Annotated in this window: 22 protein-coding genes and 2 riboswitches; of the genes, 2 read left to right on the top strand and 20 right to left on the bottom strand. The window is 42.2% G+C overall.

Annotated elements, in window-relative coordinates:
- Positions 1 to 115: 115 nt before the first annotated feature.
- Positions 116 to 1,099 (top strand): M23 family metallopeptidase, encoded by a 984-nt coding sequence (locus ACFX4H_RS18400; protein WP_034310168.1) that lies wholly within the window; start codon positions 116 to 118, stop codon positions 1,097 to 1,099.
- A gap of 89 nt (positions 1,100 to 1,188) precedes the next feature.
- Positions 1,189 to 1,938, top strand: a complete 750-nt coding sequence (gene yunB, locus ACFX4H_RS18395) for a sporulation protein YunB (RefSeq protein ID WP_034310166.1) — start codon at positions 1,189 to 1,191, stop codon at positions 1,936 to 1,938.
- Between the two features lie 22 nt (positions 1,939 to 1,960).
- Here yunB and ACFX4H_RS18390 read toward each other — a convergent pair whose 3' ends face one another.
- The 20 genes from ACFX4H_RS18390 to ACFX4H_RS18300 form a co-directional block, all read right to left on the bottom strand.
- The gene (locus tag ACFX4H_RS18390) at positions 1,961 to 2,830 is read right to left on the bottom strand and encodes an HD-GYP domain-containing protein (protein ID WP_377435992.1); all 870 of its coding nucleotides are present in this window, start codon (positions 2,828 to 2,830) and stop codon (positions 1,961 to 1,963) included.
- Positions 2,831 to 3,212: 382 nt separating this feature from the next.
- Positions 3,213 to 3,515, bottom strand: a complete 303-nt coding sequence (locus ACFX4H_RS18385; protein ID WP_034310161.1) for a YunC family protein — start codon at positions 3,513 to 3,515, stop codon at positions 3,213 to 3,215.
- 62 nt (positions 3,516 to 3,577) lie between these two features.
- Positions 3,578 to 4,963, bottom strand: a complete 1,386-nt coding sequence (locus tag ACFX4H_RS18380; protein ID WP_377435991.1) for a bifunctional metallophosphatase/5'-nucleotidase — start codon at positions 4,961 to 4,963, stop codon at positions 3,578 to 3,580.
- Positions 4,964 to 4,979: 16 nt separating this feature from the next.
- Positions 4,980 to 5,807 (bottom strand): sulfite exporter TauE/SafE family protein, encoded by an 828-nt coding sequence (locus ACFX4H_RS18375; RefSeq protein WP_241636515.1) that lies wholly within the window; start codon positions 5,805 to 5,807, stop codon positions 4,980 to 4,982.
- 84 nt (positions 5,808 to 5,891) lie between these two features.
- Positions 5,892 to 6,740: a DUF72 domain-containing protein gene (locus tag ACFX4H_RS18370; protein ID WP_053536752.1), complete on the bottom strand. Its 849-nt coding sequence runs from the start codon at positions 6,738 to 6,740 to the stop codon at positions 5,892 to 5,894.
- Positions 6,741 to 6,938: 198 nt separating this feature from the next.
- Entirely contained in the window at positions 6,939 to 8,336 is a 1,398-nt protein-coding gene (sufB, locus tag ACFX4H_RS18365) for a Fe-S cluster assembly protein SufB (RefSeq protein WP_034310152.1), read from the bottom strand.
- A gap of 55 nt (positions 8,337 to 8,391) precedes the next feature.
- Complete coding sequence (sufU, locus tag ACFX4H_RS18360; protein WP_034310148.1) at positions 8,392 to 8,820, bottom strand: Fe-S cluster assembly sulfur transfer protein SufU; 429 nt, start codon at positions 8,818 to 8,820, stop codon at positions 8,392 to 8,394.
- Entirely contained in the window at positions 8,810 to 10,039 is a 1,230-nt protein-coding gene (locus ACFX4H_RS18355) for a cysteine desulfurase (RefSeq protein ID WP_048688225.1), read from the bottom strand. Before ACFX4H_RS18355 ends, sufU begins: the two co-directional genes overlap by 11 nt.
- Positions 10,039 to 11,340, bottom strand: coding sequence for a Fe-S cluster assembly protein SufD (sufD, locus tag ACFX4H_RS18350; RefSeq protein ID WP_034310144.1), 1,302 nt, complete (start codon positions 11,338 to 11,340; stop codon positions 10,039 to 10,041). Before sufD ends, ACFX4H_RS18355 begins: the two co-directional genes overlap by 1 nt.
- A 15-nt stretch (positions 11,341 to 11,355) precedes the next feature.
- On the bottom strand, positions 11,356 to 12,141 hold the full coding sequence (gene sufC / locus ACFX4H_RS18345; protein ID WP_034310141.1) for a Fe-S cluster assembly ATPase SufC: 786 nt from the start codon (positions 12,139 to 12,141) through the stop codon (positions 11,356 to 11,358).
- A 450-nt stretch (positions 12,142 to 12,591) separates the two neighbouring features.
- Positions 12,592 to 12,732: a YuzK family famiily protein gene (locus ACFX4H_RS26860; RefSeq protein WP_483878270.1), complete on the bottom strand. Its 141-nt coding sequence runs from the start codon at positions 12,730 to 12,732 to the stop codon at positions 12,592 to 12,594.
- A gap of 777 nt (positions 12,733 to 13,509) precedes the next feature.
- Positions 13,510 to 14,346 carry a MetQ/NlpA family ABC transporter substrate-binding protein gene (locus ACFX4H_RS18340; protein ID WP_241636516.1) on the bottom strand — a complete coding sequence of 279 codons (837 nt, stop codon included), beginning with the start codon at positions 14,344 to 14,346 and terminating at the stop codon, positions 13,510 to 13,512.
- Positions 14,347 to 14,361: 15 nt separating this feature from the next.
- On the bottom strand, positions 14,362 to 15,030 hold the full coding sequence (locus ACFX4H_RS18335) for a methionine ABC transporter permease (RefSeq protein WP_034310130.1): 669 nt from the start codon (positions 15,028 to 15,030) through the stop codon (positions 14,362 to 14,364).
- Positions 15,023 to 16,057, bottom strand: a complete 1,035-nt coding sequence (locus ACFX4H_RS18330; protein ID WP_034310128.1) for a methionine ABC transporter ATP-binding protein — start codon at positions 16,055 to 16,057, stop codon at positions 15,023 to 15,025. Before ACFX4H_RS18330 ends, ACFX4H_RS18335 begins: the two co-directional genes overlap by 8 nt.
- Before the next feature lie 145 nt (positions 16,058 to 16,202).
- Positions 16,203 to 16,315, bottom strand: a riboswitch (SAM riboswitch).
- Between the two features lie 117 nt (positions 16,316 to 16,432).
- Positions 16,433 to 17,743: an O-acetylhomoserine aminocarboxypropyltransferase/cysteine synthase family protein gene (locus ACFX4H_RS18325; RefSeq protein ID WP_377435990.1), complete on the bottom strand. Its 1,311-nt coding sequence runs from the start codon at positions 17,741 to 17,743 to the stop codon at positions 16,433 to 16,435.
- 100 nt (positions 17,744 to 17,843) lie between these two features.
- Positions 17,844 to 17,951: riboswitch (SAM riboswitch) on the bottom strand.
- 145 nt (positions 17,952 to 18,096) lie between these two features.
- Positions 18,097 to 18,405, bottom strand: a complete 309-nt coding sequence (locus ACFX4H_RS18320; protein WP_053537408.1) for a thioredoxin family protein — start codon at positions 18,403 to 18,405, stop codon at positions 18,097 to 18,099.
- A 3-nt stretch (positions 18,406 to 18,408) separates the two neighbouring features.
- Positions 18,409 to 18,774 carry a toprim domain-containing protein gene (locus ACFX4H_RS18315; protein ID WP_034310126.1) on the bottom strand — a complete coding sequence of 122 codons (366 nt, stop codon included), beginning with the start codon at positions 18,772 to 18,774 and terminating at the stop codon, positions 18,409 to 18,411.
- A 94-nt stretch (positions 18,775 to 18,868) separates the two neighbouring features.
- The gene (gene gcvH / locus ACFX4H_RS18310) at positions 18,869 to 19,252 is read right to left on the bottom strand and encodes a glycine cleavage system protein GcvH (RefSeq protein WP_034310122.1); all 384 of its coding nucleotides are present in this window, start codon (positions 19,250 to 19,252) and stop codon (positions 18,869 to 18,871) included.
- Positions 19,253 to 19,347: 95 nt separating this feature from the next.
- Positions 19,348 to 19,704, bottom strand: a complete 357-nt coding sequence (locus tag ACFX4H_RS18305) for an arsenate reductase family protein (protein ID WP_034310119.1) — start codon at positions 19,702 to 19,704, stop codon at positions 19,348 to 19,350.
- A gap of 141 nt (positions 19,705 to 19,845) precedes the next feature.
- Positions 19,846 to 21,633, bottom strand: coding sequence for an acyl-CoA dehydrogenase family protein (locus tag ACFX4H_RS18300; protein WP_377435989.1), 1,788 nt, complete (start codon positions 21,631 to 21,633; stop codon positions 19,846 to 19,848).

Below are 21,633 nucleotides of genomic sequence, written 5' to 3'. Positions count from 1 at the left end.
AGTTGGTTTCCCATTATTTATTTTTCATGTTTATTGCCAAATAAGCAAAACTATAAAAGATGGATGGACTGATGTCTTTTAATAACGGAGAATATCATGAAAGGAGCCTGCCCCGTTGAAAAAATTATTCCTTCTAACGATAACTTGTTTGTTTATCTTGGCACCAGGCCAAGTCGCCAATGCTGCCGATACCCCTGATGTTTATGCCGGGAGAATGGCGCTATATAAAAATATGGAGGCTGCCCTCCAAATCCCGTGGTATTACCTTGCTGGAGCAGATCAATATGAACACAGCCTAAGGGCCGCACGAAGGGATTTAGAGCCGGCAAAAGGCTTTATAGGCATCCACATCGAGCCTTCAAAGTGGAGCGGGGCTCTCAATCCTGACTTAAACGATGTGAACCCGCTCACGATCACATTTTTTGATGGGTTGGGCCAGGATGGCAATGGTGATGGCAAAGCGGATATTACTAATGATACCGATCGATTATATGCTTTTTCGAAGCATCTCCAAGCATATGGTGCAGATGAAGATAATATCCGGATCGGCTTGTGGGATTATTATAAACGCGATAAAGCCGTCAGCATCATTATGGGCAATGCCGAGATTTATAAGAAATACGACCGGTTGGATCTACATGAAAAAGCCTTCCCGGTTCCAGTACGGACTCATTATACGTACTTGAATACATGGGGAAGCGCTCGCGGATGGGGCGGAAGGAGAATCCATGAGGGCACTGATATTTTTGCGGATTATAGCCTTCCCGTTCGTTCCACGAGCTATGGAATCATTGAAATGAAAGGCTGGAATAAATTCGGCGGTTGGAGGATCGGGATACGGGATTTAAATAATACCTATCATTACTTTGCCCATTTAAGCGGCTTCGCCAAAGGGTTGAAAGTCGGTCAAATCGTTGAGCCCGGACAAGTCATCGGGGGTGTCGGCAGTACGGGCTACGGTCCTCCAGGAACTTCCGGAAAATTCCCTCCTCATCTTCATTACGGAATGTACAAAGACAACGGAATCACAGAATGGAGCTTTGACCCTTACCCCTATTTAAAATTGTGGGAAAGGAAAGATCTGGCCAAAAAGAAATAGTGAGCGGCGTGAATTTTACGCTGCTTTTTTTTGATTCGAACATAAACCCCTGAACTTGATGCATAGTTATTAGTAAAGGGGGCTAAAGCGTGTTCCGAAAAAGATTTCGAACGAAGAAATTCCGAAAAAAGGGGCCTCTTCCCACCCGAAAAGTATTTCTCTATTCATTTATCCTGTTCATCATATCAAGCATCATGACTCTTTGGTACGTGGACAAATCGATCGAACCCGTGATCATGAGTGTAGCCGAATATGAAATCAAAAGGATTGCAACCGAAACGATTCATGAATCGGTTGATGAGAATATAGCCAAGATTGACATGAACAAAATCATCACCAACACCAAGGGTGGTGAGGACTCCAGTTCTTCCTATAGCTTCAATCCAGTCATATATAGTGAATTGCGGGCTAACATCACGAAGGATATTCAAAAGAAGCTTGGCATCAAACAGGGAAACCCTTTTAAAACAGGTTCAGCCAAAATAAATGATGAACAATATAAAAGTGTGGTGTATTATATACCATTTGGTGTCGTAACCGGGAATAACCTCCTTTCCAATTACGGACCTGAAATCCCAGTGAAAATGTCAGTCATCGGGAATGTTGAATCGGATTTGAGGACAAAACTGACAAACGCAGGCATCAATAATGTTTATTATGAATTGATTGTGGACTTTGATGTCAATATTCAAATCGTCATCCCCTCTTTCACGAAGGAGACCAAGGTAAGCCAGGAAGTGACAGTCGGAAGCCTGCTGATCGAAGGTGATGTTCCAAGTTATTTCAGTAACGGAAACGGCTCGGTTGCACCTGCCATCATGAAGGAAAACAAGGAATGAAAAAACCAGCTTATCCTTGAGGTTAGGCTGGTTCTTGTATATCGAGACATTTCATGATGAGCAAATGCAGGTTTTTATTCAAGTCCACTTCGTAGGGCTCTTTTATCCGCTCTCCATCTTCTTCAAGTATCCTTATCATTGGGCGGTCTCCTATCCCCTCATTTTGAGAGGATACTCCCCCTTTCCTCCCATCATTCAATTCGACGGATAGACCATTGGGATAAATGGCAACCGCCCTGCGGAAAGCCTCGATGATCGCATTGTCGAACTTTTTCCCGACTCCGGCATAAAGGACTTCCAATCCTTGATGCGGCAGCATGGCCTTACGGTAAACCCGATTGGAAGTAACGGCATCAAACACATCGGCAACGGCAATGATCTTGCCGAAATAATGGATTTCATCCCCTTTTATCCCACGGGGATATCCAGATCCATCTAACCTTTCATGATGCTGATAGGCACAATTCGCAACTAAAAGTGAAACGGTATGAACATTTTTAATTAGATGAAATCCGCAATCGGCATGTTTTTGGATTTGTTCAAACTCCTTTTCCGTCAGCTTACCGGGTTTACGGAGGACTTCCAAAGGCACGAGCATTTTGCCGACATCATGTAAAATCGCTCCAAGCCCAAGAATTTCGAGATTCTTAACATTGATATTCAATTCCACCCCGATCGCCAAGGTATATAAGGTCACATTGAAGGAATGTGTGAAGATATAGTCATCGTATGTATAAACGTCGGCCAATAAAGTCATTAGCTCTTTATTCCTTTTCAGCTCGCCCATGATGTTCCGGACTATTTGAGTTAATTTGACGTTAGCCTGCTCTATCGTGAATGATCCATCCAGGTTCATTTTATTTTTCATGTCCAGGAAAGTGGTTTCAATCATATTAATGGCTTCTCTTCTAAGTTTCCCGGAAACTGGGGGCTTCGGAATAATGTCATCCGTCCTGGAATCTTGAATGTAAACATAGGGAATATTAAGGGAAACCAGTCGATTGACCCTCGCACAATAGGATATGGCCCCGATCATTATAAATGTTTTTACCGATCCTTGCTCCAGGTCTTAGGGACTTTCTAATAGCTAGCCTCATACTTGTACTCCGTTTCCCCATTCAATATTTATAATTCAAACCGATTCTTTCTTTTATAAGTTTTATCGGAGCATATTTTTATAAATGAATCTTTTAGAACATATTTATTTATAAAATATTAGCATTTACTTTGATAAAAAAATAAGGCCCCCTTCGGAAGAAAGAAAGCCCACCTTTTCAAATCATTTTGATTAATGCCTCTTTACCAATCATTCCTGGATGTATGCCCTTTTCCACAGCCTCCCAGGTGACTGATTCAAGCGGCGCTTCCAATAACTCTTCAATCGATTTAACTCCTGTGGCCCTCCCTGCAAGGATTTTACGATCTCTCAATTTATCGTTCAGCAGTCCAACATCTAATGCACCGCACATTATATACCCTTTTTCGGACGCGACAGCAAGTAAATTCGTTTTCGGCAGTCGGACAGAAATGGCTAGGAATGTATGATTATCAAGAATTATTGGGATCATGTTAATCAATTGGTTTCGCCCCTTCCTTCCCCATACTTTATGAAAAAAAGGGCAAAACCGTGATTTTTGAATCAGGGGTTAGTGTATATTTTCTTCAGCTTCCATAAAAGGATATCCCGTAAGAATTCCGGCAGTAAGTATTCCTTGCGATTGGAGCGATGGATACTTGGAAAGAAGTGCCCGAACGTGAACATATCAGGTATTGCCAATTTATAGGACTTATCCGCCTGCAGTTTCTCTCCTTTTATAAGGATCCCTTTTACGATTCCATTCTCCATTTCGTTAAATTCAATTTGATCGTATTGCATGACTCCCATGATTTTTCCGCGGAAACCGAAACCTTTCACCTGAATATGAGGCCACTCTTCATTTCTCGATTGCATCAAGATTTCCTTTAACTCATTCCCATCTACTTCAACGACGCAAGGATTGATGGGATGTGGGCAGATTCTGTGAATATCCCCTTTTGTGACAGGTCCCTTCGGAAGCCCCTCGAGCAGAAGACCTGCATTCAAAAAGGAACAATCCGCCTGACTCCACTCCCTTAGGGCCTCCACAAGGATTTCCGTCAAAGGACTTCGTTTGAACCAATCATTATCTAGTGCCACCGGTAAATCCACAGCAACCTGTTTTAGCGTTTTCCCTCCGGCCTGGTATATTTCTTCAATCCATGAACGTTCATTCTCCAATTCCAAAAAGTCATTGGTATCATAAAGAATGGCCCTCTTCTGGCTAATTTTCTTTTCCTGATTGACGGTCATTTCCACCTGTCCAACAAAAAAACCATATTTCCCTGCCCCGCAAAGGAGTGTGTCATTGATCAATTTACCTTGGTGGAGGATGTGGTGGGTATGCGCGCCAAGTATAATGTCAATCTCCGGAAAGTCCCTTGCCATCCTCTCATCATCATGGATGCCCAGGTGGGAAAGGATGATGATTACATCCGCCTCTGTTTTGACCCTTTCGAGCTGCGCCTTTAACTCCATGAATGGTTCCTTTATTTCCCAGCCCATCGCAGAATAAAACTTTTGAAAAAAGGCTGTCAAACCTATCATCGCGATTTTGGTGCCTTTTGCCGTTGTATGTATCCAAAATGGAAGCGCCCATTCCGGCCTTTCATTATCACCGTAATAAATATTGGCTGCCAAGACCTTGAACCTTGCATGATCATATAAGGAGTCCAATGCATCATGAGGTAAAGTGATCCCTTCATTATTGCCGATGGTCACATATTGGTAGCCCGCTTCATTAAGCAGTTCAATATTTCCTTTACCCAACGTACCTTCTGTATATGGATGCCAGCGGTCCACATGATCGCCTATATCCAGTATGATCGCTTCTTCTCCCGTTTCTTGATGAAGTTGTCTTCTTTCTTTAAGAAACTTATCAATACGAGGCCAATTCTCAAAATGACTATGGAGATCATTGGTGTGATATAAATGAATGATTTCTGACATCATTTTTCCTCCTCGTTTATCCTGTAATGCCTTGGTATATAAGACGTAAACCAATGATTATCAGCACTATTTTCAACATATTCTCCAGCGACGCACTCTTTAGGCGCGTATTTATGAATGCACCCAATTTAGCACCGAACCACGCACCCGGAATCAGGGCAAAAGCATATGGCCAATTTACATTTCCAAGGGAAATATGCGTAATCGAATTAGTGATGGAAGATAGAAATACCATGAACATCGAAGTCGCTACAGCCATATGCGGAGGGAAGAAGAAAAGAAGCATCATGACGGGTACCATTAAGGCTCCGCCGCCAATTCCAAATAACCCGGAGCTGAATCCCACCACAAAAGAAATCAATACAGCTAACAGGGGGTGGTAACCATAGGAAAATGAATGTCCATTTTCGGTTTTATACGTTTTCACTATTTTCCCTTTTCCAGGCTTGAAAAGCATGGGCTTCAAACGATTTTTCACTAATAACACGATGGCCATGAAAACCATGAAAATTCCAAAGTACAATGAAAAAGCTTCGGCGTTAAGGTTTTTATTCACATGGGCCCCCATTATTCCGCCAGGTGCACTGCCAATAAAAAAGATTAAGCCGGCCTTATAATCCACCACCTTATGCTTTAAATAAGATAGAGTGGAAGATAAGCCGGTAAAAATCATGATTACGGTTGAAACACCAACGGCGACCTGTGGAGTCAGCTCATCGATAATATTTGTAGATGTACCTAAATATAAAAGGGAAGGCACAATGATGATTCCGCCTCCCAGACCGACAAGAGCGCCGATTGATCCCGCTAATAATCCAATACCCACTAATACTAACCATACCATGAAAAAATCCGCCTTTATCTGTTTGTGAGGATATTACCTCTACTAGCTTGTCACATCATCACATTATTCATTATATAATCCCTCTTAAAACAAACCAAGCTGCTTAGGAGCCAGCCCTTCATATTCTATACCAAGCAGCTCGATCATTTGTTTGGCATTATCAGCTGCATCCCCGCCTGAGTTATTATTGAACAGGACATATAACTCCTTGGATTCCTTTTCCAATATCCTGATTTTCTCCACCCATTCAGTCAATTCCTGATGATTATATCGATATAGGTACCTGACCTCACGCCAATTATCCCCCGAAGCAGGCCTTTGCCAACCATGCAGGTTACGGCCATGAAAGCGTACCAGGGTTTTATCTTTATCGGTGGCATGCAGAACGACAGGAATGGATCCCTCACCAGCCTGCGGCTCATCGCATACAGTATGGATCCAGCCTTCCTTTTCGATAAAATCCAAAGTTTGCTGGACTACGTTTGGCCTGTACCAGCTTTGATTCCGGAACTCTATGGCAACTGGGATATCGCCCATTTCAGCTTTGCACCATCGCAGGTAATTCACGTTTTCACGTTTACAATCAAACCATGGCGGAAACTGAAATAAGACCATCGCGAGCTTGCCGGACTTCCGATATGCTTCCAGTGAGTCGCAAAACGCCTTGAACATCTCCTTCTTACTTTCAAATGGGATTTCCCCACGTTGATGTCCTGTCATCCCTTGGTAGGCTTTAACGACAAACCGGAATGATGCTGGCGTCTCGGATACCCACTTTTCACTGTTCCTCTTTGGCTGGACTGCATAGAATGAAGCATCCACCTCCACAATGGGAAAATGAGCGCCGTACTCTTTGAGTTTATCACGTTGGGAAACACCTCCATGATATAAACTATCATGATCACCCCAACCGGTCACACCAACATAAATCATCTGCATCATCACTCCTTTGGGACAGGACCATTTCCTGACTTCTTCTTTTATTTTTTTACCCTCATTGAGCCATATCTAATCTTTCGTATAAGGGTGTGGAATATCAAAATATCAAAACAAAAAGCCTGCCAGTCAAACCCGGCAGGCTTTTGTATGAATGATTATTCTAAATCGCCTTACAGGCAGGCCAGTCGGTTATTATCCGATGGAGCCTTCCATTTCGAACTTGATCAGACGGTTCATTTCAACCGCATATTCCATTGGAAGTTCTTTTGTAAATGGTTCGATGAAGCCCATTACGATCATTTCCGTTGCTTCTTGCTCAGAAATTCCGCGGCTCATCAAGTAGAACAATTGTTCTTCAGATACTTTGGAAACCTTCGCTTCGTGTTCAAGGGAAATGTTATCATTCAAGATTTCATTGTAAGGGATCGTATCAGATGTAGACTGATTATCCATGATTAATGTATCACATTCAATGTTGGAACGAGCTCCATCCGCTTTACGTCCAAAATGAACGATACCACGGTATGTTACTTTACCGCCCTGTTTAGAAATTGATTTAGATACAATCGTTGAAGATGTATTTGGCGCTAGGTGAATCATTTTCGCTCCCGCGTCTTGGTGTTGGCCTTTACCAGCAATGGCAATCGATAATGTCATACCGCGAGCGCCTTCACCTTTTAAGATGACAGCAGGATATTTCATTGTCAATTTCGAACCGATGTTACCATCAATCCATTCCATTGTTGCATTAGCGTCACAAACCGCACGTTTCGTAACCAGGTTAAACACGTTGTTTGCCCAGTTTTGGATCGTCGTGTAACGGCAGTAGGCATCTTTCTTGATGACAATCTCAACAACCGCACTATGAAGGGAGTTAGTTGTATAAACAGGAGCTGTACAACCTTCTACATAGTGAACGGATGCGCCTTCATCAACAATGATTAGCGTACGTTCGAATTGCCCCATGTTTTCAGAGTTGATCCGGAAATAAGCTTGAAGCGGAGTATCCACTTTAACGCCTTTTGGTACATAGATGAATGATCCACCTGACCAAACTGCCGAGTTCAATGCAGAAAATTTATTGTCAGTAGGCGGGATCGTTTTCCCGAAATGCTCACGGAAGATATCTTCATTTTCACGAAGTGCTGAGTCCGTATCTTTAAACACGATACCCAAGTCTTCCAATTCTTCTTTCATGCTATGGTAAACCACTTCAGATTCATATTGGGCAGATACACCGGCAAGGTATTTTTGTTCGGCTTCAGGAATTCCCAATTTATCAAAAGTCTGTTTGATTTCATCAGGAACTTCATCCCAAGACTTCTCTGATTTCTCTGATGGCTTAACATAGTATGTGATTTCATCGAAGTTCAGGCTCTGCATGTCGCCGCCCCATTGAGGCATTGGCATGTTGTAAAAATGCTCCAATGATTTCAAACGGAAATCAAGCATCCATTGCGGTTCATCCTTCATTCGAGAAATTTCTTCCACGATTTCTTTTGTCAGACCACGCTTTGAACGGAAGATGGAAACATCTTTATCCGCAAAGCCATATTTATAATCGCCGATATCAGGCATTTTCTTTGCCATAGCTCGTATTCCTCCATTTCAAATGGCTGAATTACAACAGCTCATTTTAATTTAATTATTCCTTCAATCCCTTTTCCATGGCTTTCCAAGCTAGGGTAGCACACTTGATTCGGGCAGGAAATTTAGAAACACCCTGAAGGGCTTCAATATCCCCAAGGTCCATCTCATCGTCGTATTCTTTTCCCTGAATCATTAAGGAAAAAGTCTCGGACATCGCTAGGGCAGTATCAACGTCTTTGCCCTTAATGGCTTGCGTCATCATGGAAGCCGAACTCATCGATATCGAACAACCATCACCATCGAATTTAACATCGCTGACCTTGCCGTCTTCAATCTTCATCGTTAAACGAATCCGATCGCCGCAAGTTGGATTATTCATATCGATTGTCATGCTTCCATCTTCTAGCATGCCCTTATTACGAGGTTTCTTATAGTGATCCATAATGACTTGACGGTAAAGTGTATCAAGGTTATCAAAAGACATTACTGAAATACTCCTTCGTTTTAACAAGCCCGGACACAAGCTTATCAATATCTTCTTCCGTGTTATATAGATAGAAACTTGCTCTTGCTGTCGCTGATACGTCAAGCCATTTCATTAATGGCTGTGCGCAGTGGTGACCGGCACGGACAGCAATTCCATCTGCATCAAGAACGGTTGCGACATCATGTGGATGTACGTCATCAATATTAAAGGTTATTACACCAGCACGCTTTTCTGCATCTTTAGGACCGTAAATGGTCAGTCCTTCAACTGCTGACATTTTCTCCATTGCATAAGCGGCGAGCTTATGTTCATGCCGTTCAATATTATCCAAACCGATTTCCTCCAAGAAATCAATGGCAGCCCCCATGCCGATGGCGCCGGCGATGATTGGGGTACCGCCTTCGAATTTCCACGGGAGTTCTTTCCATGTAGACTCATACAAACCTACAAAATCAATCATCTCTCCGCCGAATTCAATCGGTTCCATTTTTTCCAGAAGATCTTTCTTGCCATATAATGCGCCGATGCCTGTTGGACCGACCATTTTATGACCTGAGAAGGCAAAGAAATCACAATCCAAATCACGGACATCCACTTTTAGATGCGGCGTGCTTTGTGCCCCGTCGACTACCATTACAGCATTGTGATCATGGGCAATTTGGGCGATTTCCTTCACAGGATTGATAACGCCAAGCACATTCGAAACCTGCATGATGGACACGATTTTCGTTGCTTCCGTAATTGTAGCCCTCGCATCGTCAACGGAAATCGTGCCATCCTCCTGAAGCGGAATATACTTCAATACAGCGCCTTTTTCTTTGGCAAGCTGCTGCCACGGAATGATATTACTGTGATGCTCCATGTAAGAGATGACGATTTCGTCACCCTCTTTAATATTTGCACCACCGTAACTTCTTGCTACAGTATTTAAAGCAGTCGTTGTGCCTCTGGTAAAGATGATTTCTTCTGTAGAAGAAGCATTAATGAATTTACGTACCTTTTCACGAGCACCTTCATACGCATCCGTAGCTTTTGTTCCTAGTGTATGCACCCCGCGGTGAACATTCGAGTTATAGCCGCGGTAATATTGCTCAATCGCTTCAATCACTGCAGCCGGTTTTTGAGAGGTTGCAGCACTATCTAAATAAACTAATGGCTGACCATTGACTTCTTGATCTAATATTGGAAAAAGCTTACGAATTTCGTATGGGTTCATTACTGTACTTTCCTTTCAATGACCGCTACTAATTGTTTTTTGACTCCCTCAATTGGAAGCTCGTTAACAACAGGGGCCAAGAATCCGTGAATGACAAGTCTTTCTGCTTCTTTCTTTGTAATACCACGGCTCATTAAATAATACAGTTGAAGCGGGTCGACACGGCCGACTGAAGCAGCATGACCAGCCGTTACATCATCTTCATCGATCAAGAGGATCGGATTGGCGTCTCCGCGTGCTTTTTCACTTAACATCAACACACGTGACTCTTGTTCAGCATTGGCCTTTGTAGCACCATACTCTATTTTCCCAATTCCATTAAAAATGGAGGATGCGGATTCTTTCATGACACCGTGCTTAAGGATATAACCCTCAGAGCGTTTGCCATAATGAATGATGGCTGTCGTGAAGTTCTGCTTTTGTTCCCCGCGTCCTACTACAACGGTTTTTGTATCACCGTGGGAGCCATCGCCCATTAGATATGTTGTATTATCCGAAATCGTATTTCCGTCGTTCATCAGGCCAAGCGCCCACTCAATACGTGCGTCACGTCCTGCCACTCCACGGCGGTTAACATATGTCGTGAAGCCTTTTGAAAGGGTATCGACCGCACCATATTGGACTTTGGCATTCGCATTTGCAAATACTTCAGTTACGATGTTGGCAACACCTTCGTTAGACTCAACGGTTGAGAAATAGTTCTCTACATATGTGACAGAGCTATTATCTTCAGCTACGATCAAGACATGGTTGAAAAGTGTAGTATCCGGATTATCCAAAAGGAATACCGATTGAATCGGCTCTTTGATTTCTACATTTTTTGGAACATAAAGGAATGCTCCCCCATTAACCAATGCAGCATGAAGCGCTGTTAAACGATGCTCATCTATTTTAACGCCGTCTTTCATGAAATATTTTTGCACGAGCTCAGCATGATCGCGGGCCGCTGATAAAATATCCGTAAAAATGACGCCTTGTTCTTTCACATTAGCTGACAGATTGATATGTGCCGGCGTATTATTGCGTTGGATGTACAAGTTTTCATTTTCTTCAATGATGGACTTAATTTCTTCCGGAAGCTCCTCTAAAGAGGCAAAAGCTTCACTCTCAACCGTATGAGTTTGGAAAGAAGTGAAATTCCATTTATCGATTTTCGTTTTATCCGGCTTTGGCATCGGGAGCTTTTCTAATTCAGAAAACGCTTGAATCCGAAGCTCGGATAGCCAAGCTGGATCATTATTTTTAGTTGAATAGGAGCTTATATCCTCTTGTTCAAACGGTAATTTCGTTTCTGTAGTCATTGCAAATCCTCCTACTTACGCTTCTTCGCCAACAGTTTCGTCTTCAATGCCCAATTCTTGTTTAATCCAGTCATAACCTTCCGCTTCCAAGCGGGCAGCAAGTTCAGGACCGCCTGATTTTACGACACGTCCTTGCATCATTACATGTACAAAATCAGGAGTGATGTAATTTAATAGACGTTGGTAGTGGGTGATGATCAAGCATCCAAAGTCTTCTCCGCGCATTTCGTTGATTCCTTTTGAAACGACTTTAAGTGCATCGATATCTAGACCTGAATCAATCTCATCCAAGATTGCAATTTTAGGTTGGATCATCATTAATTGAAGAATCTCGTTGCGTTTTTTCTCTCCGCCTGAGAAACCTTCATTTAAATAGCGTTGCGCCATATCTTCATCCATTTCAAGGAATTCCATTTTTTGGTCCATTTGACGGATGAATTTCATCAATGAAATTTCATCGCCTTCTTCACGGCGTGCGTTAATGGAAGAACGTAAGAAGTCTGCATTTGTAACACCGCTGATTTCACTTGGATATTGCATAGCTAGGAATAGACCGACACGAGCGCGCTCGTCTACTTCCATCTCCAATACATCTTCACCATCGAATGTGATGCTTCCGCTAGTTACCTCATATTTAGGGTGACCCATGATTGCTGATGATAAAGTTGATTTACCAGTTCCATTTGGTCCCATGATCGCATGGATTTCCCCACCTTTAACTTCAAGGTTTACCCCTTTTAAAATCTCTTTGCCTTCAATTGATACGTGCAGATCTTTAACCGTTAATGTAGAAGCTGACATAATAATACCTCCGTGAACTAATTCCAATTTTATTACCAGAAAGTAAAGATTACTTTCATTACTATAATTTCCGTAAAAGCATTCTCACTTTATTCTCATTCCAATTTTATAACAAATCCAATTTGGAATCAACTAAATAGATAGGGGTTTCCACTTCGGCCATGTTAAAAACCTGTCCGATTCTTACAATATTAACAGATATGGCCTGTTTACTGCATATTCATACTTATTTTATCTTTTGTTAAAATTATCTTATTATTCGGCAAATCTTCGTCCTTATTACTATATGTTCAAAGGTTTCGATTGCAAGGTATGAACGTTCCGCTTAAAAAGAAAAAAATCGGACTGTCAGGTATTATGTAAGTTTATCCAATAAGGAAACCCTTATTTTATGGACCACTTTCCATTTTACCTCTACAGACCGATCTTTTAAAGAATTCTTTTATATGCTTAGCCGTGAATTTTGCGTTGTAGTTCCTGGACCATTTTGTTGCACTTTACATGTTCCCTATCCCGTTCCTTCTCAACCTCGATACGGAGGTCTAAGTCTCTACTGTACTCACTGTAGCCAATCCCATGTGAAGACTGCATCGCCTTTTCCATTTCGCTTGTTACATTTAAATCCAGAGTATTGATAGTGAACCATCCTTTCAAATTTGTGTATCATTTTTTCACCTTCATTATCTATATACCCTTTCCTTTCCTGATTAAACATGAAAGGAATTAAATTAAGACGCAGACTGAAACAACCTGGATAATCATTATAGCGAGCTGGTTTGTCCGTTCAGCTTTTACATAATGCGTCGCTCATAATTTTTAGTTTGTCTACAGTTTTTTAGATTTTTAGGTTTTCAAAATTTGAACGTTACTTTCCACTTCAGGCACTCGCTTTCCGCGGGCGGTCCGCCCTCGGCGCTTTTGCGCCTGCGGTGTCTCCCCTTGACTCGCTTCCCGCAGGAGTCTCGAACACCCGCTCCAATCCACTAAGACTACACAATCAGATAGAATCACTTTCACCTACATTCTATATTCCATTCGATGCCGGTTAGGATTTCCGTGATAAAGTGCTTCACTTCTCTAAGTTCGGCAGCTTTATTAATCATTTGTTCAGCCAGAGGCTCTTAATCGAGTATTTCCGGGTGTTACTATCGTCCCAACACAACTCCGTTACTGTCTGCTGAAGCATAAATGAATAAAACCTGAAGCTGTTGACGCAGATTCCGCAACTATCCCTGCCCATCGGCACTCAATAACAAATATAGAGGGCTATTGTGATTCAAATCCAATAAAAAAAAAGGTTTCGGAATGAGACCATTCCGAAACCTTTTTAAACTGAGACCTGAATTAAATCAGGCCGCCATTCTCGAATTATTTATCCGCCGGTACAACTGCACCTTTGTATTCTTTAAGAATGAAATCTTGAATTTCTTTAGAATGCAATACTTCTACAAGCGCTTTGATTGCTTCTTTATTTTCGTCACCTTTGTTTACGGCAATGACGTTCACATAAGGTGATTCGGAATCTTCAATCGCAATTGAATCTTCAAGCGGATTCAAACCGGCGTCAATTGCATAGTTGGAGTTGATCAAGACTGCATCGCCTTCGCCGCTCTCATAAATTTTAGGAAGCAGGGCCGCTTCATAATCGGCATCGAATTTAAGGTTTTTCTTATTTTCTACGATGTCTTTCGTTGTAGCTGTCGTTTTATCGATGCCTTCTTTCAAAGTGATCAGGCCATTCTTTTCCAAAAGGGATAAAGCGCGTCCATGATCAGCAACAGAGCTGCTCATAATAACTGTTGCGCCTTCCGGAAGTTTATCAATGCTTTTATATTTTTGTGAATATAGAGCAATCGGCTCGATATGGATTCCGCCAGCATTGACGAAGTCATATCCATTTTCTTTAATTTGCCCCTCTAAATATGGAATGTGTTGAAAGTAGTTAGCATCCAATTCCTTATCATTCAACGCCTTATTCGGTAAAACATAGTCCTGGAACGTTTCAATTTCCAAATCGATTCCTTTTTCTTTAAGAAGCGGTTTAGCTTCCTCAAGGATTTCTGCATGAGGAACATTGGATGCCCCTACAACTATTTTCTTCGATTCTTTATCCGTATCGCTGCCGCTTTTATCCTTTTCACTTCCACAAGCAGCCAAAGCGATAGATAACACTAAGATTAATGCAAATCCTAAAAACTTTTTCATCCTCTTCATCTCCCTTTATCTTTTGTCCAATTTAGATGTAATCACATCTCCAATAATTTGAATTATGAAGACGATAATTAGAATAACGATTGTCGCTACAAGCGTAACGTCATTTTGATTTCTTTGATAGCCGTCCAAATAGGCTAGATTACCAAGCCCGCCAGCGCCGATGACCCCGGCCATCGCGGTATATCCAACCAATGCAATCGATGTTACCGTAATCCCGGAAATAAGGGCAGGCATCGACTCTGGAAGAAGGACCTTCCAAATGATCGTGCTCGTTTTTGCTCCCATCGATTTAGCGGCTTCAATTACACCTTTATCGATTTCACGAAGGCCGATTTCAACCATACGCGCATAAAATGGGGCAGCACCGATAATAAGTGCCGGCAGTGCAGCGTTCTCACCGATCATGGAACCGACAAGCGCTTTAGTGAAAGGAATGAGCAGCACGATCAAAATAAGAAATGGAATGGAGCGGAATATATTGACGACAGCACTCATGACTCCGTTGACAGCCCGGTTTTGCCACATATTACCCTTCCCTGTCAGGAAAAGGATCAATCCTAGTATTATGCCTATAAAAAAGGTTGCCACTACAGAGACGCTTGTCATGTAAAGCGTTTCTTTCGTAGCTTCAATGATGTCTTCCCAATCAACATTCGGCAATAATTCTTCAAGCATGAGTAATCACCTCCACGCCTACCTGCTGTGCTTTAATGAATTCGATTGCGCGGAGCATTTCATCCTCTTTGCCATCTAGATGGATAAACAATGTTCCATATGAACCGCTTCTTGTTTGGGATATCTTACCTTGAACGATATTGACATCCAACTCGAAGTTACGTACAAGCTTGGTGATCAATGGGCTTTCTGCATGATCACCTACAAAGGTCAATTGAATCACTTTGCCTGCTGGATAGCGTTCGAGCAAATGGTCCATCGTTTCTTTCGTTTCTTCCGGTTCCGTTACCTGTTGCACGAAACGCTTCGTCATTTGTTCTTTAGGATTCTTGAAAACATCCAGGACAGGACCCTGTTCAACAACCTGCCCGCTTTCCATCACGGCGACACGATGGCAGATTTTACGTATTACATGCATTTCATGCGTAATCAAGACGATCGTCAATCCCAAACGCTTATTGATGTCAACAAGCAATTCGAGTATGGAGTCGGTAGTCTGCGGATCCAAAGCAGAAGTCGCTTCATCACACAGAAGCACTTTAGGGTCATTTGCCAGAGCCCTGGCTATTCCCACCCTTTGCTTTTGCCCTCCGCTTAATTGCGAAGGATAGGCCTTTTCCCTGCCTTCAAGTCCGACTAACTTGATCAATTCGTTCACACGCTTGGTGCGTTCAGGTTTAGAAACTCCTGCAATTTCCAACGGGAAAGATATATTCTCCTGAACGGTCCTTGACCATAATAGATTGAAATGCTGGAAAATCATGCTGATTTCTTGACGGGCCTTACGGAGCTGAGCCCCTTTAATTTTTGAAATTTCCTTTTCAGCCACCACAACGGATCCCTCTGTCGGTGTTTCCAATCCATTGAGCATTCTGATCAAAGTACTTTTCCCCGCTCCACTGTAACCGATGATCCCGAAAATCTCGCCTTTATTTATTTCAACATTCACATTATTTACAGCCTTGATCGTCTCACTGTTTCCTTTTCCTGTTCGGAACAGCTTACTGACTTTCGTCAATGTAATCATTAACCCTCACCTCTTTTATCCAATAAAACCTATGAACTTAGTTGATTTCTCTACATTATTAGTCTGTTTCTCCTATCATGTTCCCAATTAAAATAGAAAAAACCTTTCTGCATGAGCAGAAAGGCAGGTGAAGAATCAGGCCTTCCTCTCATCTTCCAAAGTGATTAAACTTTGTGTGAATTGGCACCTTTCCAAGGAAATCACCTTGTCGGTTGCCGGGTTTCATCGGGCACATCCCTCCACCTCTCTTGATAAGAGCTAATATATAGAATATTTGTACATCATTAAGTTCTTTAGTATGGAGAAATTTTATCATAGATAAAAAAGGAGCGCAATGTATATTATTTCTAGTACAAGAATGAACAGGAACTTTGCTTAAAGCGTTTTGGAAGTCAAGGAGACGATGTTCGTCGCCTTTTCAATTGCCTGCTCCAAATCTTCTATTAAGTCGTCTACATTTTCAATCCCAATCGATAAACGGACTTGATCGGCACTTACACCCGCTTTCGCAAGACCTGCCTCATTCAATTGTTGATGGGTGGTACTTGCTGGGTGGATGATCAAGCTCTTCGCATCCCCTACATTCGCCACATGGGACCATAATTCCACCGAATTGATAAGTTTTGCCCCAGCTTCGCGATTACCTTGAATCCCAAATGTGACGACAGATCCAGCTCCCTTTGGCAAATATTTATCCGCAAGGGCTTTATCGGGATGATCCTCATCACCAGGATGTGAAACCCAGGTCACGGCAGGATGGTTTTTTAAATATTGAATGACAGACTTGGTGTTTGATAGATGCTCTTTCATCCTTACATGCAGCGTTTCAAGTCCAAGCGTAAACTGGAATGCACTTTGGGCACTTAGCGTAGGGCCCAAATCACGGAGTAACTGGACTCGGGCTTTCGTTATGAATGCGGCAGGGCCAACTGCCTCGGCGTATACCAGACCGTCGTAACTAGGGTCAGGCTCCGTGAAGCCAGGATAGTTTGGCGAGTTCCAATCGAATTTTCCTCCATCCACGATGACACCGCCTAGCGTCGTTCCATTTCCAAGAAGCCATTTTGTAGCGGAATGGATGACAATATCCGCTCCAAAATCAATTGGTCTGCAAAGATACGGTGTTGCGAAGGTATTATCAATGATTAAAGGTATGCCGGCTTCGTGGGCGATTTCCGCTACCGCTTCAATATCGAGCACCCTCAAACTTGGATTTCCGATCGTTTCAGCAAAAATGGCTTTAGTTCTTGGTGTAATCGCCCTTTTAAAATTCTCAGGGTCATCGGGAGAAACGAACTTCACTTTGATCCCATATTTAGGAAGAGTGTTTTCGAAAAGGTTATACGTACCGCCATATAATGTAGAGGCTGAAACAATCTCATCCCCTGCGGCAGCAATATTCAGGATCGAAAGTGAGATGGCGGCCATTCCGCTTGCCGTTGCCAATCCGCCGATACCGCCTTCCAATAAGGCCATTCTTTCCTCAAAAACGCTGACCGTGGGATTATGAAGCCGTGAATATATATAGCCATTCTCCTTTAGGCCAAATAAATTCGCTGCATGGTCGGTATCCTTGAACAAGTATGCATTGCTTTGGTAGATAGGAACGGCACGGACACCTGTTTCATCAGCTTGCAGACCGCCATGAACACTCAATGTTTCGAAACGCAACTTTTTCTCTGACATATAATTTCACCTTTTTTCTATGGATTTAGTTGGATTTATATGAAATCTGGCTTTTTATAAACAAAAAAACCACTTCTATAAGAAGAGGTTTCAAGAACACACCTCATCTACCAGAGCCAACACTCTGCAGGAATTAGCACCGTATATAAAAATTTATACCGGTTGCCGGGCTTCGTCGGGCCAGTCCCTCCGCCACTCTTGATAAGAACTATTAAATTCTGCCATTACTTAATTCAAAATATAGCATTTTAGATTAAATCAGTCAATGAATTGTTAGAATATTCTTTGTTTATTTCCTACTCTCATTCTAATGTCAGTAACAAAGAAAACCAACCGCGGTTCTGGTTGGTTTCCTAACTGATTTCCTTAAGCAATCCGTACAAATAAGGAACGGATTGAAAGGCATATATTTTCTTGTGCAGCTGCCCTTCTTTGAAAAGCAATAAGCAAGGAACACTTTCGATTTCATATGATTCGGCAATTGCTTGGATATAGTTCATATTCATTTTGCCTGCCTTCAATTCGGGGAAAAGCTCCAAGGATATCGTCAGCATCTTGGAGGCCACCTGACAGGTTCCGCATAAAGGTGTATATAAATATAAGCAAAAGGTTTCCCCATTTTCAACAGCAAGCTTACACTCTTCTTCTTTCCATTCCTGCATCAATTAGTCGTTCACCCTTTGACTTAAAAATTTCATTTTCACATTCATATTGGCAGATAGGAGCACAGTTGCGATATGATGTTCGGGTGAGCTCTCCACTTCTTTGTACATTTTATTAATATACAGGTGGTTCGCTTCCGGCATTTCCCTTCGGAACTGCTTCCGCAGCTTTTCTCCTGATTCATCTGCGTCAAAAAGGAGATAAACATCACGGTCGATCAATTCATCCACTAATTCATCCAGCTTAGTTAATGATATGGTCCCATTCGTACATCTTATTTCCACATCTTCATTTAAAACGGAGGCAACTTTTCTTCTATCGGAACTGCCTTCTACAATGATCACTTTATCGAATTCGCCCCACTCCATGTCATCACTCCATCTCACGAATTATGTGCGCAACTCACCCACTGTACAAATGAAAAAGAGAGCAGGCCTTTTCAGTCCCCCCTCTCCTTTCTTTTTAACCGTTGATTAAACTCTCATACTCTTCAGCGCTCATCAAGTTTTCAATATCACTGCTATTAGATGGTTCAAGCACGACCATCCATGCCTTTTCATAAGGAGACTCATTTACATATTCAGGGTTGTCACTTAAATCTTCGTTCACTTCAACAACCTTGCCACTGATAGGTGCATAAAGTTCAGAAACGGTCTTAACGGATTCAACGCTTCCAAATGGTTCGTTCGCTTTCAATTCATCGCCGATTTCCGGAAGCTCAACGAATACGATGTCCCCTAGCTCGGACTGTGCGAATGCCGTAATTCCAATGCGCACTGTTCCATCTTCCGTTTTGACCCATTCATGTTCTTTAGTGTAACGAAGTTCTTTTGGTGTTGTTGTCATAATTAACCCTCCATATGTACATCTTATTTTATCTATTCCATTATAAGGTAGATTGTTTGTTTAAGTAAGGAATTAACCAAATATTTTGTGAAATTTCAGTTCCAAACCTGTTCGAATTGCTCTTCTTTGAATCCTACCGTCACTTTGGTGCCATCCGTAACAATCGGCCTTTTCAGAAGCATTCCATCTGTGGACAATATATCAAGCATCTCTGCTTCAGAAGCTTCTTTCAGCTTATCCTTTAAGCCCAGCTCCCGATATTTTTGACCGCTAGTATTGAAAAACTTCTTCAACTCCAAATTGCTGTTTTTATATAGTTGTTCTATTTCAGTTCGCGAAGGGGGATTATCCGCTATATGGATCGCTTCATATTGCAGTTCATGATTATCCAGCCACTTCTTCGCATTACGGCATGTACCGCATTTTGGGTACCAATATAATGTTAAGCCCATCATTTCACCACCTATCAATAGAATACCCGTTTTTACCACGCAATACAACGAAATGTCTTTTGAATTTCCAATGCGATTTCATCAAAGGAAATAAAGGGAATGCCTATACGGGCATTCCCTTTTCGGATTCTGACTCATTGCTTAAAGAGCATATTTTTCCGTTTCGATTACTTTGACGGATGCTTCGCGTTTTTTCGCAATGACATTGATCGGAGTGTGTCTTGTCAGCTTACGGAGCGACGAAAGCATGATGCGGAGAGTATCGCCTGTTTCCACCGCAATTAACGTTTCCTTTGCATGCTGTTCTATTTCATTGAAAGCTTCCTGAACGAAGATTTCAGTGTAAAGCACTTTTTGTTTATTCTTCTCCAGACCTGTAGCTGCAATTGCCTTTTCCGTACGCAATACCACGGATTCAGCTGCATAGGCAAGGGATGCGATATCTGCAATGTTGGAGAGGATTTCTTGTTCTTGATCAAGATTTTTGCCGTATTTCTGTGCCGCAAGCCCAGCTGCCAGAATACCGATTTTCTTAGCGTTCCTAACAAGCATTTTTTCTTGTGCCAGTGGCTCTTCGCCAGGTTCTTCCGGCATCATCATCATTAATTCCTCTTGCAGGCCTTGAGCTTTTTGAAGTAGCGGCAATTCCCCTTTAAGTGCTTTCTTCAGGAAAGTTCCCGGGACAAGCAATCTATTGATTTCATTTGTACCTTCAAAGATCCGGTTAATACGGGAATCGCGATATGCTTTTTCAATTTCATACTCCTGCATGAAACCATAACCGCCATGAAGCTGTACGCCTTCGTCCGTAACGTAATCCAATACTTCGGAAGCAAAGAATTTATTCAATGAACATTCAATGGCATATTCAGCGATTGCAGCCGCCATTGATTTCCCATCTTTCACTTGCTCATCCGTCAATTTGCTTTGTCTTTGATCATAAAGGCCAACCGTACGATATACAGAGCTTTCTGCTGCATAAATTTTCGCTGCCATTGTTGCAAGTTTTTCTTTCGTCAAGTTAAAATCGGAAATTTTCGTTTTGAACTGTTGACGTTGATTCGTATAAGCAGCTGTAATCTCAAGGGCACGTTTAGATCCGCCGACAGCACCGACGCCTAATTTATAGCGGCCGATATTCAGGATATTGAAAGCGATGACATGCCCTTTTCCGGCTACACCCAAAAGGTTTTCGACTGGTACATGAACATCTTCGAGGATTAAAGTACGTGTAGATGAGCTTTTGATCCCCATTTTCTTTTCTTCAGCCCCAGTTGATACGCCTTTATAATCACGCTCAACAATGAAAGCGGAGAATTGTTCGCCGTCGATTTTGGCGTATACACAGAAGACATCTGCAAAACCTGCATTTGTAATCCATTGTTTTTCGCCATTTAAAATATAGTGTGTTCCTTCCGCATTCAATTTCGCTGTCGTTTTTGCTCCCAAGGCATCAGAACCTGAGCTTGGTTCCGTTAAGGCATACGCAGCAATCTTCTCACCCGTTGCAAGTAAAGGAAGGTATTTTTTCTTTTGGTCTTCATTCCCGAATAATACGATTGGCAAAGAGCCGATACCTACATGTGCACCATGCGTAATTCCGAAACCGCCTGCAAGTGCCATTTTTTCCGTAATCAATGCCGAACTGATTTTATCGAGACCCAATCCGCTGTATTCCTCAGGAACATCAGCACCAAGTAAACCGATTTCACCTGCATGCTTCAGTAATTTAACGGAACGGTCAAACTCGTGGTTTTCTAAATGTTCAACCTGCGGCAGAATTTCATTCACTACGAATTCCTCGGAAGTCTTGGCAATCATTTTATGCTCATCAGAATAATCTTCCGGTGTAAACACTTGATCATACGTAATATCTTCTATTAAAAAGGCCCCGCCTTTAATGAGGTTATCTGTAGTTTGATTGGACAT

It is taken from the genome of Peribacillus sp. YIM B13477 (genome assembly GCF_042787955.1).
Classification (GTDB): domain Bacteria; phylum Bacillota; class Bacilli; order Bacillales; family DSM-1321; genus Peribacillus; species Peribacillus frigoritolerans.
The sequence above is the reverse complement of the archived record's forward strand: the minus strand, read 5'-3'. Positions and strand labels throughout refer to the sequence as shown.